This window comes from Sagittula sp. P11 (genome assembly GCF_002814095.1).
GTDB lineage: Bacteria > Pseudomonadota > Alphaproteobacteria > Rhodobacterales > Rhodobacteraceae > Sagittula.
This window is the reverse complement of the sequence record NZ_CP021913.1, coordinates 1,715,917-1,731,117: the sequence shown is the minus strand read 5'-3', so window position 1 is coordinate 1,731,117 and position 15,201 is coordinate 1,715,917. Positions and strand designations below refer to the sequence as shown.

Annotated in this window: 10 protein-coding genes; 6 read left to right on the top strand and 4 right to left on the bottom strand. The window is 63.6% G+C overall.

The window, feature by feature from the left end:
• Positions 1 to 11: 11 nt before the first annotated feature.
• The 4 genes from CDO87_RS08465 to gabT all read right to left on the bottom strand — a co-directional run bounded on the left by CDO87_RS08465 (position 12) and on the right by gabT (position 6,147).
• On the bottom strand, positions 12 to 1,967 hold the full coding sequence (locus CDO87_RS08465; RefSeq protein ID WP_100928369.1) for a hypothetical protein: 1,956 nt from the start codon (positions 1,965 to 1,967) through the stop codon (positions 12 to 14).
• A protein-coding gene (locus CDO87_RS08460; protein WP_100927447.1) for an IS3 family transposase occupies positions 1,964 to 3,153 on the bottom strand; the annotation gives its coding sequence in 2 pieces (ribosomal slippage) (positions 1,964 to 2,901 and positions 2,901 to 3,153; 1,191 coding nt in all). The genes CDO87_RS08465 and CDO87_RS08460 overlap by 4 nt, the downstream gene beginning before the upstream one ends.
• Before the next feature lie 116 nt (positions 3,154 to 3,269).
• Positions 3,270 to 4,589, bottom strand: coding sequence for an aspartate aminotransferase family protein (locus CDO87_RS08455; RefSeq protein ID WP_100928368.1), 1,320 nt, complete (start codon positions 4,587 to 4,589; stop codon positions 3,270 to 3,272).
• A 112-nt stretch (positions 4,590 to 4,701) separates the two neighbouring features.
• Entirely contained in the window at positions 4,702 to 6,147 is a 1,446-nt protein-coding gene (gene gabT / locus CDO87_RS08450; protein WP_198521846.1) for a 4-aminobutyrate--2-oxoglutarate transaminase, read from the bottom strand.
• Between the two features lie 200 nt (positions 6,148 to 6,347).
• Here gabT and CDO87_RS08445 point away from each other — a divergent pair, with 200 nt between their 5' ends.
• The 6 genes from CDO87_RS08445 (at position 6,348) to CDO87_RS08420 (ending at position 15,201) form a co-directional block, all read left to right on the top strand.
• Positions 6,348 to 6,917 (top strand): cupin domain-containing protein, encoded by a 570-nt coding sequence (locus CDO87_RS08445; RefSeq protein WP_100928367.1) that lies wholly within the window; start codon positions 6,348 to 6,350, stop codon positions 6,915 to 6,917.
• 150 nt (positions 6,918 to 7,067) lie between these two features.
• Complete coding sequence (locus tag CDO87_RS08440) at positions 7,068 to 8,030, top strand: TAXI family TRAP transporter solute-binding subunit (protein WP_100930885.1); 963 nt, start codon at positions 7,068 to 7,070, stop codon at positions 8,028 to 8,030.
• Between the two features lie 109 nt (positions 8,031 to 8,139).
• A complete protein-coding gene (locus CDO87_RS08435; protein ID WP_100928366.1) occupies positions 8,140 to 10,905 on the top strand; it encodes a TRAP transporter permease in 2,766 nt (921 codons plus the stop codon).
• 12 nt (positions 10,906 to 10,917) lie between these two features.
• A complete protein-coding gene (locus CDO87_RS08430; RefSeq protein ID WP_100928365.1) occupies positions 10,918 to 11,343 on the top strand; it encodes a universal stress protein in 426 nt (141 codons plus the stop codon).
• An 87-nt stretch (positions 11,344 to 11,430) separates the two neighbouring features.
• Positions 11,431 to 12,399 carry a carbon-nitrogen hydrolase family protein gene (locus tag CDO87_RS08425; protein WP_100928364.1) on the top strand — a complete coding sequence of 323 codons (969 nt, stop codon included), beginning with the start codon at positions 11,431 to 11,433 and terminating at the stop codon, positions 12,397 to 12,399.
• A 48-nt stretch (positions 12,400 to 12,447) separates the two neighbouring features.
• Positions 12,448 to 15,201 (top strand): aminotransferase class I/II-fold pyridoxal phosphate-dependent enzyme, encoded by a 2,754-nt coding sequence (locus tag CDO87_RS08420; protein ID WP_100928363.1) that lies wholly within the window; start codon positions 12,448 to 12,450, stop codon positions 15,199 to 15,201.

Sequence of the window (15,201 nt, the reverse complement as noted above, 5' to 3'; positions counted from 1 at the left end):
GATGGCGGTAGTTACAAGAGCTCGCCCTTCTGGGCGGGGCGGCCGAGCCGGACAGGGGGCTCGGACGACGGTTTCGTCGACTTGGGCTTCGATGTCCGGGCTGGTATTGCTGGCGTAGAGGTCGTCTCCGCAGGCGCGTGATCGATGAGGCTTGCTCCGCCGAGTGGCAGGATCCCCGGGCCCGAGATCGCGGTGGCCAGGGTACCTGGGGCGACCGTATCGAGCGGCACGTGCGTGGTGACCAGCCGAGATGAGGCAAACAGGCTCTTGGCCTTCTTGCAGGTTTCGGCCTGAGTGACATAGCTCCTCGGCAAACGCCGCTCGACGCCGATTTTCTTGAGCTGATCATGCCTCTCGAGGCGAACCTTTGCGATCCGGTCTTCGTAGAGTGTTGTCACCTCGGGGTTTTCACGCCGGTACTGCGTCATCAGCTCCAGGAATTCGGATGCGGTCAGATCGGCGAAGACGGTCGTCTGTAGTGCAAGCTTGTATGTCTTTGGATCACGCGGAAACACTGCGGTTGCGAAGCTCAGGTCGTCCGGGTCGATGTAAACGGTGACCTTGCCCTTGTGGTGTTCGCGGGCAGTCTGGAATTTGTCTGACCCATAGAAGAGGCCTTCAAGCACCCGCACACCCTCATCGCTGGGCTGCAACTTGAATGGCCAGCCCAAGTGGACGCGACGGAGATCTTCATCCAAAAGACGAAATGTCTCCCTGGTCTCATTCAGTTCTTGATAGACCTCTGCTGGGCGGCGCCCGCTCATACCGACGCCCATGTGTTTCAGGGACGGGTACTCGTCGATGAAAAACTTGGTCAGGATTTCATAGAGGAGATCGATGTCAAGGACGCCTGATGCCTTGGCGTCATATCCGGGCAGCTCTCCTGCTTTGCGACCCGTGTAGCCGTGAAGCAGTTTGAACAAGACGGATTCGGTGGTGCCGAACATCCGCTCGACATACGGCTTGTCGGCGGAGGCGTGGGTCCGCACATCGGTATTCGCCGATGCGATCCCCATGAGCGCGGACTTGACCTCGGCGTTCCGCAGGCCGGTACCGTTGTCGTTGCGCACCATGCCGAGCCCCATGGCCGGCATGGCCTCGCCCTCGCAACCGTAGATGCGCCTCTCGCGGGTCTTGTCGCGCGTTGCCATCCGCAGCAGCTGCATCGTGGCTTCCGCTTTTGGCTGGTCGCTGACAACCCAGGCCAGCGGCATGCGTGTTGCGACATCGATCATGACAAGGATGCTGAGGCGGCTGCGGATCTCGTCATCCGCCCATTCCATAGCCTTCTTCATTTCTTCAGACAGCGTATGCCAATAGCCTTTGGCCTTGGCCGAGGTAATCAGGGACGCCCGACATTCGTCCATCTCGCAGAATTCGCCGATCATGAGCGCCCGCACGTCAGAACTGCCGCGGCCCCGCTTGTTGCGCGCGTGGCGCTCGCCCTTCGTCGCGACCATGTATTCGGTCGGCGTGAGCAGCTCCTTGCGGTGACGAAGAACGGATTGATGGGATGGGACCGGGAGCGCGGGGAGGTCGTTGAGCGCCCGCTGCCGGTTTTCCCTGTTGATCAGCGCTGCAAGGTAGCCATGCACGTTCGCCACCGACGGTCCCTTGAGATCCAGGCCGATCTCCTCCCACGCCTCTGTCATGAGTTCTTTCATACGCAAGGGCAGACGCGGTGTCTCGTTGCCTTTGAGGTGGTCAAGTGTTGCCAGCCCAGCGATGACATCATCACCGTCCTGGAGACCCTGATAGATCCCGTAGTATTTCTTCAGCGTCCGCCCTTTGTAGAGAAACCAGCTCTTCTGCCGGCCGCCCTTCAAGGTGGCTGCACCCAGATGCACGCGCTCGCCAAAAAAGGCTTCGACGAGCGGACGCAAGAACTTCCTGTTCGCGGGGTCGTTCAAGCTGCCGATCGAAATCCGGAAGTCCTCATTGCCCCTGACCTGCCACTGAACTTTCATCCAGCCACGACCGGAGCCCGGTTAGTGTTTACGCCGGTTGGCGCAGGTTGAGCAATCGCCCGGCGCGCGGAGCTTTCATCTCGCGCAGCGGGGCGGGCGATTGCGGTGGTCAGGGTCCGCGCGTAGGCAGCCGGGGTCTGGTAATCCAAGGCCGAATGGGGGCGCTCGGTGTTGTAGTCCGTAGCCCAGGCTGCGATCACGATCCGCGCATGGGCCAGATTGCGGAACATGGTCTCGTTGAGCAGCTCGTCGCGCATCCGGCCGTTGAAGCTTTCGACGAAACCGTTCTGCATCGGCTTGCCCGGCGCGATGTAGTGCCATTCGACCCGGTGCTCGGAACACCACCGCAGGATCGCGTTACTGGTCAGCTCCGTCCCATTATCGCTGACAATCATGCCGGGCTTGCCGCGGCGCTCGATCAGGGCCGTCAGTTCACGCGCGACACGGCGCCCTGAGATCGAGGTGTCCGGGATCGCCGCCAGGCATTCCCGGGTGACGTCGTCGACCACGTTGAGCACGCGGAAGCGCTGGCCGTTGGCGAACTGGTCATGGACGAAATCCAATGACCAACGGGCGTTCGGTCGCGCCTCGACCAGGATCGGTGCCCGCGTTCCGACCGCCTTGCGCCGCGCCTTCCGCTTGCGCACCGTCAGCCCTTCTTCGCGGTAGAGCCGATAGATCCGATTGATCCCCGAGGGCTCGCCCTCGCGGCGCAGCAGCACGAACAGGCGCCGGTAGCCGAACCGCCGACGCTCGTTGGCCAGGTCCCGCAACCGGCCGCGCAGAACCGTGTCCGGCGCGCGCTGAGATCGATAGCGGATCATCGTGCGATCCGCGCCGACGATGTGGCAGGCCCGCCGTTCCGACAGGCCATGCTCAGCCTGAAGATAGGCGACGACTTCGCGCTTCACCGCGGGCCCTACCACTTTTTTGAAACCAGATCCTTCATCGCCGCCAGATCCAGCATCTGTTCGGCCAGAAGCTTCTTCAACTTGGCGTTCTCATCCTCAAGCGCCTTCAGCCGCTTGGCCTCTGATACCGTCATGCCACCGAACTTGGCCTTCCAGTTGTAGAAGGTGCCTTCCGACATGCCGTGCTTGCGGCATAGATCGGCGCACTTCGCGCCGGCCTCATGCTCGGCCAGGATGCCGATGATCTGCTCGTCCGTGAATCTCGTTCGCTTCATTGTCCGTCCTCAGGTTGGGCCGGACTCTAATCGACGGTGGAGGAAAAATCCCGTGGCAGGTCAAATTCGGTGGTTGCAGGCCGCGATGAAAGCCAACGCCCCGCCGTCCCGCGCGTTCAGATCACCGCATCCACTGCAACGGCCAGCTTGTCGGTCAGTTCCTGCAACTGATCGTCATCGATGATGAAGGGCGGGGCCAGGAGGATGTGATCGCCGTTCCGCCCGTCAATCGTCCCTGACATCGGGTAGCAAATAAGTCCGGCTTCGAATGCGGCTTTCTTGATCTTGCCTGCGACGCCTTTTGCGGGATCGAACGGGGCTTTGGTGGGCCGGTCCGCGACCAGCTCGATGCCCCGGAACAGACCGCGGCCGCGCAGGTCGCCAACGTGCGGATGCTGCCCGAAGCGGTCGACAAGGCACTCTTCCAGTTTGCGGCCCTGGTCCTGCACGCGCGCAATCAGGTCACGCTCCAATAACGCTGTGAGTACCGCATGGCCGGCGGCGGCGGCGGTCGGATGGCCGATGTACGTATGGCCGTGCTGGAAGAAGCCGGAACCTGCCTCGATGGCGCCATAGATCTCGGCAGAGCACAGCATCGCGCCGATAGGTTGGTAACCCGCTCCCAGCCCCTTCGCGATACAGAGGATGTCCGGGGCGATCCCGTCCTGTTCGCAGGCGAACAACGACCCGGTACGACCCATTCCGCACATCACTTCATCCAGGATCAGCAGGACACCGTAGCGGTCGCAGATTTCTCGGATCCTCCTGAAATACCCGGGTGCGGGTGTGAGGGCACCGGCGGTTGCGCCAACCACCGGTTCGGCCATGAAGGCCATGACGGTCTCCGGTCCCAACCTCAGGATCTCGTCTTCCAATGCCTGGGCCGCGCGCAGGCCGTAGTCCTCGAGGCTCTCCCCATCGAGCCGGAAGCGATATTCGTAGCATGGGTTTATGTGGCTCACGTCCAGCAGGAGCGGCCCGAACTGGGCGCGGCGCCATTCGTTGCCACCCGCGCTGAGGGCCCCGATGGTGTTGCCGTGATAGCTTTGCTTGCGTGCGATCAGCTTGCTGCGTTGAGGCTCACCCTTTTCGACCCAATACTGGCGGGCCAGCTTGATCGCGGCCTCGGTGGCCTCGGAGCCACCCGACACGAGGTAGACGCGGTCGATGCCCTCTGGTGCATGGGCGATCAGCAGATCGGCCAGCGCTTCTGCGGGGGCAGAGGTGAAGAACCCGGTGTGGGCAAAGGCAAGTTCGTCGACCTGAGCCTTGATCGCGTCGATCACCGTCCGGTCGCTGTGCCCCAGACAGGACACTGCCGCGCCGCCAGAGCCGTCGAGATACCGCTTCCCGTTTGCGTCGATCAGGTAGCAGCCGTCGCCCTTTACGGCGACGGGCGGGCTTTGCCGGGTATGGCGCGGAAAGATGTGTGACATTGCAGGCTCCCAGGTGGCTGGACGGCGATTGTGGCCTGCTCCAGCGTGGCCTGTGATGGCCCAAAGAATCAAGCCGGGGCTATAACGCCCCGGCTTTTGTGTTTCAGCAGGTTCAGGCCGAATGGGCGGCGGCTTGATCGGCCATGGCCGCGGCAAGCGCCGCTTCGAAGATCGCGATGCCTTCGTCGATGATCGCGTCGGACGCGGTCAGCGGCACCATGATCCGGACCGCGTTTCCGTGCATGCCGCAGGCCAGAAGGATCAGGCCCCGCTTCAGGGCGTGGGCCACGACAGCCTTGGTCAGAGCCGCATCCGGGGTGGCCGTCTCGAAATCGGTCACGAATTCGACCGCCAGCATGGCGCCGATGCCGCGGATGTCCCACATGCGGTAGGGCGCAACACGGGCGCCCATGTCGGCAAAGCGCGCGCGCATGGCCTCTCCCATGGCGGTCGACCGGGCCAGAAGCCCCTCGGACTCGATGGCCTCGATGGCGGCAAGTGCCGCGGCACATGCCACCGGGTTGCCACCATAGGTGCCGCCGAGACCGCCGGGGGCCATGGCATCCATGACATCGGCGCGGCCAATGACACCGGCGATCGGATAGCCGCCTGCCATGCTCTTCGCGACAGTGATGAGGTCAGGCGCGACGCCGGAATGCTCCACCGCGAACCAAGTGCCGGTCCGGCCGAAGCCTGCCTGGATCTCGTCCGAAATCAGCAGGATGCCTTCGCGGTCACAGATCGCGCGCAGGGCCTGGAACAGTTCGGCCGGGACGGGGTGATAGCCACCTTCGCCCAGCACCGGTTCGAGGATGATCGCGGCGACGCGATCCGGCTGAGCGTCTGTGAGGAAGAGCGTTTCCAGTGCGCGGATCGAATCGGCAACGGTGATGTTGTCACGCTGGCTCGGGAACGGAACGCGGTAGAGGTCGGTCGGGAAGGGACCGACGTCGCGCTTGTAGGGCGAAACCTTGCCGGTCAGGCCAAGCGTCAGCAGGGTGCGTCCATGGTAGCCCGCGGTGAAGGCGATGACGCCCGGACGGCCGGTAGCGGCGCGGGCGATCTTGACTGCGTTCTCGACTGCCTCGGCACCGGTGGTGACCAGCAGCGACTTCTTCGGGAAATCGCCCGGCGCCAGCGCGTTCAGCTTTTCGGCCAGAGCCACGTAGGGCTCATAGGGCACGACCTGGAACGAGGTGTGGGTGAAACGGTCTTCCTGTGCCTTGGCCGCGGCGATCACGTCGGGGTGGCGGTGGCCGGTGTTCAGGACGGCGATGCCGCCCGCGAAGTCGATGAACCGGTTGCCTTCAACGTCCCAGAGCTCCGCGTTCTCGGCACGGTCGGCGAAGACCGGGGCGGCGGAGGCCACGCCGCGCGCGACGGCTGCCTCGCGACGCGCGAGCAGGGCCGCGTTCGAGGCGGAGGATGTTTGGGCGGTGACGGAAGGCGCAGATTTGGCCTTCTCAGTTGCGGTTCGGGTGCGCGTCTTTGCCGTGCTACCGGACGATTTGGCCGCGCTGCGGGAGCGGCCTTTGGGCGGTTCAGTTGCAGTGGTCATGGCGGGTCTCCCTGCGCTCGATGCAATCAGTATACTTGATGCTTGGCCACTTTATTTGTCAACAGAATTAGAAGTTGCATTCGCCGTGCAGTTTATAGTGGCTCCAACCGATTGAATTCGTTTGCTTCAAAAATTCGGTTGACCGTTTGGCAATCCCATCGCTTAATAAAATTGACACAGTGGCAAGGGAGATTCATCGCTTGGACATCGGCGGAAGACTTCGGGAGGTGCGCGAATCGCGCGGGATGTCCCAGCGTGATCTGGCTGGGCGCGCCGGTCTGACCAGCAGCGCGATCTCCCTGATCGAGCAGAACAAGTCCAGCCCCTCCGTCGCTTCGCTCAAGCGGCTGCTCGATGCCATACCGATGAACCTGTCCGAGTTCTTCTCGGTCGTCGAACAGCGCAAGACGCCGAAGTACTTCTACGCCCCGGACGAATACATTGAACTGTCCCCTCAGGACGTCGGGCTGGGTATCGGCGCTGCCCGGGTTTCGCTGCGGCAACTCGGCGATGCCTCGCGCCACTCGCTCCAGGTTCTGCATGAAACCTACCCCGCCGGATCGGACACCGGCCCGGAACTGCTGCGCCACGAAGGAGAAGAGGCCGGGATCGTCGTGTCCGGCCTGATCGAGGTCACGGTCGCCGACCAGGTCCGGGTGCTCAACCCGGGTGACGGCTATCTTTTCAGCAGCCAGCTCCCGCATCGGTTCCGCAATATCAGCGATGCGCCCTGCGTGGTGATCAGCGCTTGCACTCCGCCGACTTTCTGATCCGATCAGCGACACACGATGTCGTTTTCGGGATATCGAATGTCGGTTTCGACTTTGGGTTGTCATGCGGCGAAAGGCTGCTAGCCTTTTCCGTATCAACAGGGTCGCACGCACCAACACGGGTGCGGCCCAAAAAACAGGGAGAAAATGATGAAATCATTTAAATTCGCCACTTTGGGTGCCGCGATTGCCATGATGGGCACCGTCGCGACGGCGGAGGAACGCTTCATCACCATCGGCACCGGCGGTCAGACCGGCGTGTACTATGTCGTGGGTCAGTCGATCTGTCGTCTGGTCAACCGTAATACGGCCGAAACCGGCATCAAGTGCACAGCGCCGTCGACCGGCGGCTCCATCGCGAACATCAACGCGATTGCTGCGGGCGACATGGACATGGGCGTCGCCCAGTCCGACTGGCAGTACCACGCGTACAACGGCACGTCGGAATTCGAGGGCAAGCAGTTCGACAAGGAACGCGCCGTGTTCTCCGTCCACAGCGAACCCTTCACCGTCGTGGCACGTGCCGACAGCGGCGTATCGTCCTTTGACGAACTGTTCGGCAAGCGCGTGAACGTCGGCAACCCGGGTTCCGGCCAGCGCGCCACCATGGATGTCGTGCTGAACGCGATGGGCAAGTCCGATGCAGACTTCGCGCTCGCATCCGAGCTGAAGCCGGCCGAGCAGTCGGCGGCTCTGGGTGACAACAAGGTGGATGCCATCATCTACACCGTCGGCCACCCGAACGGTTCGATCCAGGAAGCGACCTCCACCGTCGATGCGAAGCTCGTGCCGGTGACCGGCGAGGCCATCGACAAGCTGGTGTCCGAAAACCCGTATTACGCCAAGGCGGTGATCCCGGGCGGCATGTACGCGGGCAACCCCGATGACGTGGAAACCTTCGGTGTGAAGGCGACCTTCGTGACTTCCTCCGACGTTCCGGACGATGTGGTCTACGAAGTCGTGAAGGCGGTGTTCGACAACTTCGACCGCTTCAAGGGTCTTCACCCGGCATTCTCCACCCTTCAGGAAGAAGAGATGATCTCTGCCGGTCTCAGCGCACCGCTGCACCCGGGCGCAGAGAAGTACTACCGCGAGCGCGGCTGGATCGAGTGATCCCAAGAACCTGAGTCAAAAGACCGGCACCTCCGCAAAACGCGGGGGTGCCCCGAGCCCACGAACGATGGGCCGGCGCTGAACAAACAGCGGCAACCGGGGGACGGACATGACTGACAGAGACAATCAATTCGAAGCGGCCGCCGTGGAAAACGCAGCCGCCGGAAAAAGCGGATTGACCCAGGCGGAAATCGACGAACTGGTCGCCTCCTCGGACACCGGCGGCAGGTCACCATCGCCCGCGATCAGCAAGCTGATCACCTGGACCGCGATCGTCTGGTCTCTGTTCCAGCTCTGGATCGCCAGCCCGCTGCCCTTCATGCTGCGGTTCGGCGTGTTCAACGACACCGAAGCCCGGTCGTTCCACCTTGCCTTCGCGCTGTTCCTTGCCTTCCTCGCCTACCCGGCGGCGCGGTCCACGGTTCAGCTTATCCTCGGCGTCGGTGTTCCGGCGCTGCTGACGTTCCTCTTCATGTACGGTGCAAAGGACGACACGGCGATCTGGTGGATCCCGCTGGTCGGCATCGGCATGATCGCCGCCGTTCTCCTGGGATCGCCCAAGGATCGCGTGCCGCCGTGGGAATGGGTGCTGGCTGTGCTTGGCGCCGTCACGTCCCTCTATCTCTACTTCGCTTATGATGCCATTGCCCAGCGGGTCGGCGCGCCGATCACGCCGGATTTCGTCGTGGCGGTCATCGGCATCATCATCCTGCTCGAAGCGACGCGCCGCGCGCTTGGCCCGGCCCTGATGATCGTGGCGACGGTCTTCCTCGCCTACACGTTCCTTGGACCGATCATGCCGAGCATCATCGCGCACAAGGGCAACAACCTTTCGGAAGTCGTGAACCACCAGTGGATCACCACCGAGGGCGTGTTCGGCATCGCGCTGGGGGTCTCGACCTCCTTCGTCTTCCTCTTCGTTCTGTTCGGCTCGCTGCTGGATAAGGCGGGCGCCGGCAACTACTTCATCCAGGTGGCGTTCTCGCTGATGGGTCACATGCGTGGCGGACCGGCCAAGGCGGCCGTGGTCTCCTCTGCCATGACAGGCCTGATCTCGGGCTCCTCCATCGCCAACGTGGTCACCACCGGCACCTTCACCATCCCGCTGATGAAGCGCGTCGGCTTCTCGTCGGAGAAGGCTGGCGCGGTCGAGGTGGCGTCCTCCGTCAACGGTCAGATCATGCCGCCCGTGATGGGCGCCGCGGCGTTCCTGATGGTCGAATACGTGGGCATTCCCTACTTCGACGTGGTCAAGCACGCCTTCGTGCCGGCCGTCATCTCCTACATCGCTCTGGTCTATATCGTCCACCTCGAGGCGATGAAGGCGAACATGCAGGGCCTGCCCCGCGCGGTGGAGCCGAAGCCGCTTGTCGCCTGGCTGATGAGCCTCGCCTTTACCATCGCCGTCATCTGCGCGCTCAGCTTCGCGGTCTACTACGGCATGGGCTGGATCCGTCCGGCATTTGGTGCCTCCGCCGGGTACATCGTCTTTGCCCTGCTGGTTGCGGTCTACATCGGCCTGCTGAAAGTGGCCTGCCGCGAGAACCGGCTGAAGATGGAAGACCCCAACGCGCCCGTCACGAAACTGCCGGTGCCGGGGCCGACCATCCGCGCAGGTCTGCACTTCCTCCTGCCAGTCGTGGTCCTTGTCTGGGCGCTTATGGTGGATCGCCTGTCGCCCGGCCTCTCGGCCTTCTGGGCGGCGGCCTTCATGGTGTTCATCCTCATCACCCAGCGTCCGCTCGAAGCGATCTTCCGCGGCGAAGGCAATCTGGGCGGCGCGATGCGCAACGGGTTCCGTGAACTGATCGAAGGTCTCGAGGCCGGCGCGCGCAACATGATCGGCATCGGCATCGCCACGGCGACCGCCGGTATCATCGTGGGCGCCGTCAGCCAGACCGGCGTTGGGTCCGCGCTGGCCGACGTGGTCGAGGTGCTGTCGGGCGGCAATATCCTGGCCATCCTGTTCCTGACCGCGATCCTGTCGCTGATCCTCGGGATGGGCCTGCCGACGACGGCGAACTACATCGTCGTCTCGGCCCTGCTTGCCCCGGTCATCGTAACACTCGGCCAGCAGAACGGCCTGATCGTGCCGCTCATCGCCGTGCACCTCTTCGTGTTCTACTTCGGCATCATGGCCGACGTGACGCCGCCGGTGGGGCTTGCCTCCTTCGCGGCGGCGGCGGTGTCGGGCGGTGACCCGATCCGGACCGGCGTGGTGGCGTTCTTCTACTCGCTCAGAACCGCGGCCCTGCCGTTCCTGTTCATCTTCAACACCGACTTGCTGCTGATCGATGTGGACTGGATACACGGGATATTCGTGTTCATCACGGCGACCGTAGCCATGCTGCTGTTCGCGGCGGCCACGCAGGGCTGGTTCCTGGCGCGGAACAAGATCTGGGAGTCGGTGCTGCTCCTGCTCATCGCCTTCACGTTCTTCCGGCCCGGGTTCTGGATGGACATGGTGGCACCGCCGTTCGCCCAGGTCGAACCCGCAAGGTTCGAGCAGGCACTTGGCGACGCGCAGCCGGGAACAGAGATGCGGCTGACCGTGAACGGCCTGAATGCCGTGGGCGATCCGGTGACCTTCACCGCGCCGCTGACGGTGCCCGAAGGCGAAACCGGAGCCGACAGGCTGATGGCCACGGGGATCGAGACCATCGACCGCGACGGCAGCGTCATCATTGACAACGTCGCCTTCGACAGCCCCGCGCAGCAGGTCGGTCTCGACTGGGATCAGGAAATCGTCGAGGTGCTCGCGCCGCAGTCGCAGCCGTCGAAGTACCTGATGTACCTGCCTGCGCTGCTTGTCCTGGCGCTGGTGGTCTGGTTGCAGCGCCGTCGCCGCGCCGAACCGCAAATGGCGCACGCCTGAAGGAGACTGGCCATGTTCGACAACATCCTCCTGCCGATCGACCTGAACCACCCGTCTTCATGGGAAAAGGCGCTGCCGATGGCGCAGAAGCTGGCCGGCGGGACCGGGACGATCCACATTCTCGGCATTGTCCACGATCTCGGCGCGGCCTCGGTCGCGGCCTTCCTGCCCGAGGACTTCGAAACCAAGGCCTTGCAGAAGATGAAGTCGGATCTCGACGCATTCATCGCCAGCAAGATGCCTGCCGGAAGCAACGCCGTGGCCCACGTGGGCCACGGGCATGTGCCCGAACACATCCTGTCCGCCGCCAGGGAAGTGGGCGCGGACCTGATCGTCATGGCGTCCCATCCGCCGGACGAGCTGATGACCTTCCTTGTGGGGTCCAACGCCGACAAGGTGGTGCGTCACGCGAAGCAGCCGGTGCTGGTGGTGCGCTGAACCCAAGGGCGCACCTCTGCGCCATACACAGAGGCCTGTCCGCTCCGGGGGGTGCGGTCGGCCACACCAATTGGAGATTGTCCGTCTATGACACCCTTCGCCATCGCGGGCGTGCAGATGCACGTTGCGGCCCTGCATTCCAACGTAGAAGGCATGCGCCACAGGATCGAAGTTCTGATGGCCCGCTTTCCCTGGACGCAGATGGTCCTGTTTTCCGAGCTGGCGCCCTACGGTCCCCTGGATCGTTTCGCCCTGCCTTTCCCCAACGACGCCCTGCAGCAGTTCCAGGACGATGCCCGCCGCTACGGGATCTGGCTGATCCCCGGCTCCATGTTCGAGCGCACGGAGGACGGGCGCATCTTCAACACCTCGGTGGTCATCAACCCCGACGGCGACATCGTGGCCAAGTATTCGAAGATGTTCCCGTTCCGCCCGTATGAGGCCGGCATCTCTGCCGGGACCAACTTCTGTGTCTTCGATGTGCCCGAAGTGGGCCGCTTCGGTCTGTCGATCTGCTATGACATCTGGTTCCCCGAAACCACCCGCCAGCTGACCAGCCAGGGCGTTGAGGTCCTGCTGCACCCCGTGCTGACCGGCACAACGGACCGCGACGCGGAGCTGGCCATCGCCCGCGCGACCGCTGCGCAGTTCCAGTGCTACGTCTTCGACGTGAACGGGCTGGCCGCGGGCGGGGTGGGGCGCTCGCTTGTCGTCGATCCCTCGGCCACCGTGCTGCACCAGTCGGCAGGGCAGGAGGACATGTTCCCGATCGAAGTCGACCTGGAGCAGGTTCGTCGCCAGCGCGAGACCGGTCTGAAGGGGCTGGGACAGGTGCTGAAGAGCTTCCGCGACCGCGAGGCCGACTTCACGGTCTACGACCGGGCCAGCGGCGCCGACGCCTATCTCAATACGCTCGGCCCGCTGGAGATGCCCCGGCAGGGCGCCACGCGGGGGCTGAGGACATCGGATCCCCGCACGGCTCTCGGACACTCCGAGCGCCCTGACATACCGCCCCAGAACATCTCGGTGTTCCACGGCAAGACCGGATCGGAGTGATCCGGAGACGCCGTGGACGCAGCGGACGCGTAAGAAGAGGAGCTTGCGATGAACTCTCAACCCGGCGACAGATCGCTTCCGTCGATCAACGAATACTACAGCGCGACCCAGCTTCGATCCGACAGGTGGAGCGCGCTGAGGGAAGCCGCCGAGGGGTTGTCGCGCGAAGGCTCGGAGGGGCGCAAGGGCAAGAAACTGCTCCAGACCGCCGAGCACCTCTTCGACTCGCTCGAAGTGATCGAGGCCTACTGGGCCTTTCCCGGGGCCAGCAGCTTTGCGCATCTGCGCAGGCTGCTGAACCACGCCAACTACGATGAGTTACTGACGGCGGTGCGCCGGGTGGCGCGGGCCCTCGCCTCCGGGGCCTACCGCCGCCGCACGGTGCCCTTGTCGTCGGACGAGCTCGACAACGAGGACTACGAGGACGAGGCGGCCCTTTCGCCAGAGGCGCGCGCGCTGGGGCGTCCCTATTTCGAGGTGTTGATCGTCGACGACGTCAGCGAACAGCAGGAGCGTTTTCTGCGCCACAGCCTGTTGCGGATGCGCCGGTCCGAAGACCCCTTCATCTACGAACCCGTCGTGGTGCCCTCCATCGAGGACGCGCTGATCGGCATCCTGTTCAATCACAACGTCCAGGCGGTGGTGGTGCGGCCCGGACTGACCCTTAAGTCGCGCAACGACCTGCCGATCCTGTCGCGTTACCTGAAGCGCGTCGGCGATCCGGAAGACGTCGAGGCTATCCAGCCTCACGAATACGGCCCCGAAGCCTGCCGCCTGATCGCGCGGGTCCGTCCGGAGCTGGACGCCTACCTGATCACCGACCGCTCGGCGGAGGACGTTGCCGGCCTCGACCTCGGTATCTGCCGGCGGGTCTTCTACAATCAGGAAGACTTCCTCGAATTGCACCTGAACATCCTGCGCGGCGTGAACCGGCGCTACAAGACGCCGTTCTTCACCGCGCTGAAGGAGTATTCCAAGCAACCGACCGGCGTCTTCCACGCCATGCCGATCAGCCGGGGCAAGTCGATCAGCCGCTCGCACTGGATCCAGGACATGGGCGCTTTCTATGGCCCCAACATCTTCCTTGCGGAAACCTCAGCAACCTCCGGCGGTCTCGACAGCCTGCTGGAGCCGCGCGGGCCGATCAAGGAAGCGCAGGACATGGCGGCGCGGGCGTTCGGCGCCAAGCACACGTATTTTGCCACCAACGGCACCTCGACCTGCAACAAGATCGTCACGCAGGCGGTGGTCAGGCCGGGGGACATCGTGCTGGTGGACCGCGACTGCCACAAGTCGCACCACTACGGCATGGTGCTGGCCGGGGCGAACGTCGTCTACATGGACAGCTATCCGCTGCACCAGTATTCGATGTACGGGGCGGTGCCGCTGACCGAGATCAAGCATCACCTGCTGAAGCTCAAGGCCGCGGGCAAGCTCGACCGCGTGCGCATGATCACCCTGACGAACTGCACCTTCGACGGCCTCGTGTACAACGTGCAGCGGGTCATGGAGGAATGCCTCGCCATCAAGAAGGACCTCGTCTTCCTCTGGGACGAGGCGTGGTTCGGTTTCGCCCGGTTCGAGCCGACCTACCGCCAGCGCACTGCCATGGCGACCGCCAACACCCTGCGCCAGAAGCTGAAGGAGCCGGAGACCGCCGCCGCCTGGGAAGCGCAGCAGGCCAAGCTGGCCGATGCCGGCGAGGAAGAGTGGCTGAACACACGGCTTGTCCCGCCGCCGGATGCGCGCGTCCGCGTCTACGCGACGCAATCGACGCACAAGACGCTGACCGCGCTGCGGCAGGGATCGATGATCCACGTCAACGATCAGGACTTCAAGGGCGAGGTCGAGCAGGCCTTCCACGAAGCCTTCATGACGCACACCTCGACCTCTCCCAACTACCAGATCATCGCGTCGCTCGACGTGGGGCGAAGGCAGGTGGAGCTGGAAGGATTCGAATTCGTGCAGCGGCAGGTCGAAAGCGCCATGTCGATCCGGCGCGCGGTATCGACCCATCCCCTGCTGGGAAAATACTTCAAGGTTCTGACCATCGCCGATGTGGTGCCAGAGACGTACCGGGCCAGCGAGTCGACGCATTACTACGACCCGCAGCAGGGTTGGACCGACAAGTGGTCGATGTGGGCAGAGGACGAATTTGTCCTCGATCCCACGCGGATCACGCTGGCGGTGGGCGGCACCGGCTGGGACGGCGACACCTTCAAGACCAAGATCCTGATGGACAAGTACGGGATCCAGATCAACAAGACCTCGCGCAACTCCGTGCTGTTCATGACGAACATCGGCACGACGCGGTCTTCGGTCGCCTACCTGATCGAGGTTCTGGTCGAGATTGCCAACGAGCTGGACGAACTGCTGGACGACGCCTCCAAGATGGAGCGGAGGTCGTTCGAGAACCGCGTCGCCGCACTGGTGGAACACGTCCCGCCGCTGCCCGATTTCAGCCGGTTCCACGATGCCTTCCGCGCCGACGGCGATACGCCCGAGGGCGATATCCGGACGGCCTACTTCTTGGCCTACGACGAGGACAACTGCGACTATCTCGCGCTCGACGATACGTTGATGGAGCGGCTCGACAGTGGCGAAGAGCTCGTGTCGACGAGTTTCATCATCCCCTATCCGCCGGGCTTTCCGATCCTCGTGCCGGGGCAGGTGATCAGTCCTGAAATCCTGAAATTCATGCGCGCGCTCGATGTCAGCGAAATCCACGGATACCGGGCCGATCTCGGCCTGCGCGTGTTTACGAAGGCCGCGCTCGACGACGTGCTGACCAAGAAATCCTGA

What these genes read in the sequence shown, in the direction of transcription:
- CDO87_RS08465 (WP_100928369.1), bottom strand. Translation starts at nt 1,967, where the DNA reads ATGAAAGTTCAGTGGCAGGTCAGGGGCAATGAGGACTTCCGGATTTCG.
- CDO87_RS08455 (WP_100928368.1), bottom strand. Translation starts at nt 4,589, where the DNA reads ATGTCACACATCTTTCCGCGCCATACCCGGCAAAGCCCGCCCGTCGCC.
- gabT (WP_198521846.1), bottom strand. Translation starts at nt 6,147, where the DNA reads ATGACCACTGCAACTGAACCGCCCAAAGGCCGCTCCCGCAGCGCGGCC.
- CDO87_RS08440 (WP_100930885.1), top strand. Translation starts at nt 7,068, where the DNA reads ATGAAATCATTTAAATTCGCCACTTTGGGTGCCGCGATTGCCATGATG.
- CDO87_RS08435 (WP_100928366.1), top strand. Translation starts at nt 8,140, where the DNA reads ATGACTGACAGAGACAATCAATTCGAAGCGGCCGCCGTGGAAAACGCA.
- CDO87_RS08430 (WP_100928365.1), top strand. Translation starts at nt 10,918, where the DNA reads ATGTTCGACAACATCCTCCTGCCGATCGACCTGAACCACCCGTCTTCA.
- CDO87_RS08425 (WP_100928364.1), top strand. Translation starts at nt 11,431, where the DNA reads ATGACACCCTTCGCCATCGCGGGCGTGCAGATGCACGTTGCGGCCCTG.
- CDO87_RS08420 (WP_100928363.1), top strand. Translation starts at nt 12,448, where the DNA reads ATGAACTCTCAACCCGGCGACAGATCGCTTCCGTCGATCAACGAATAC.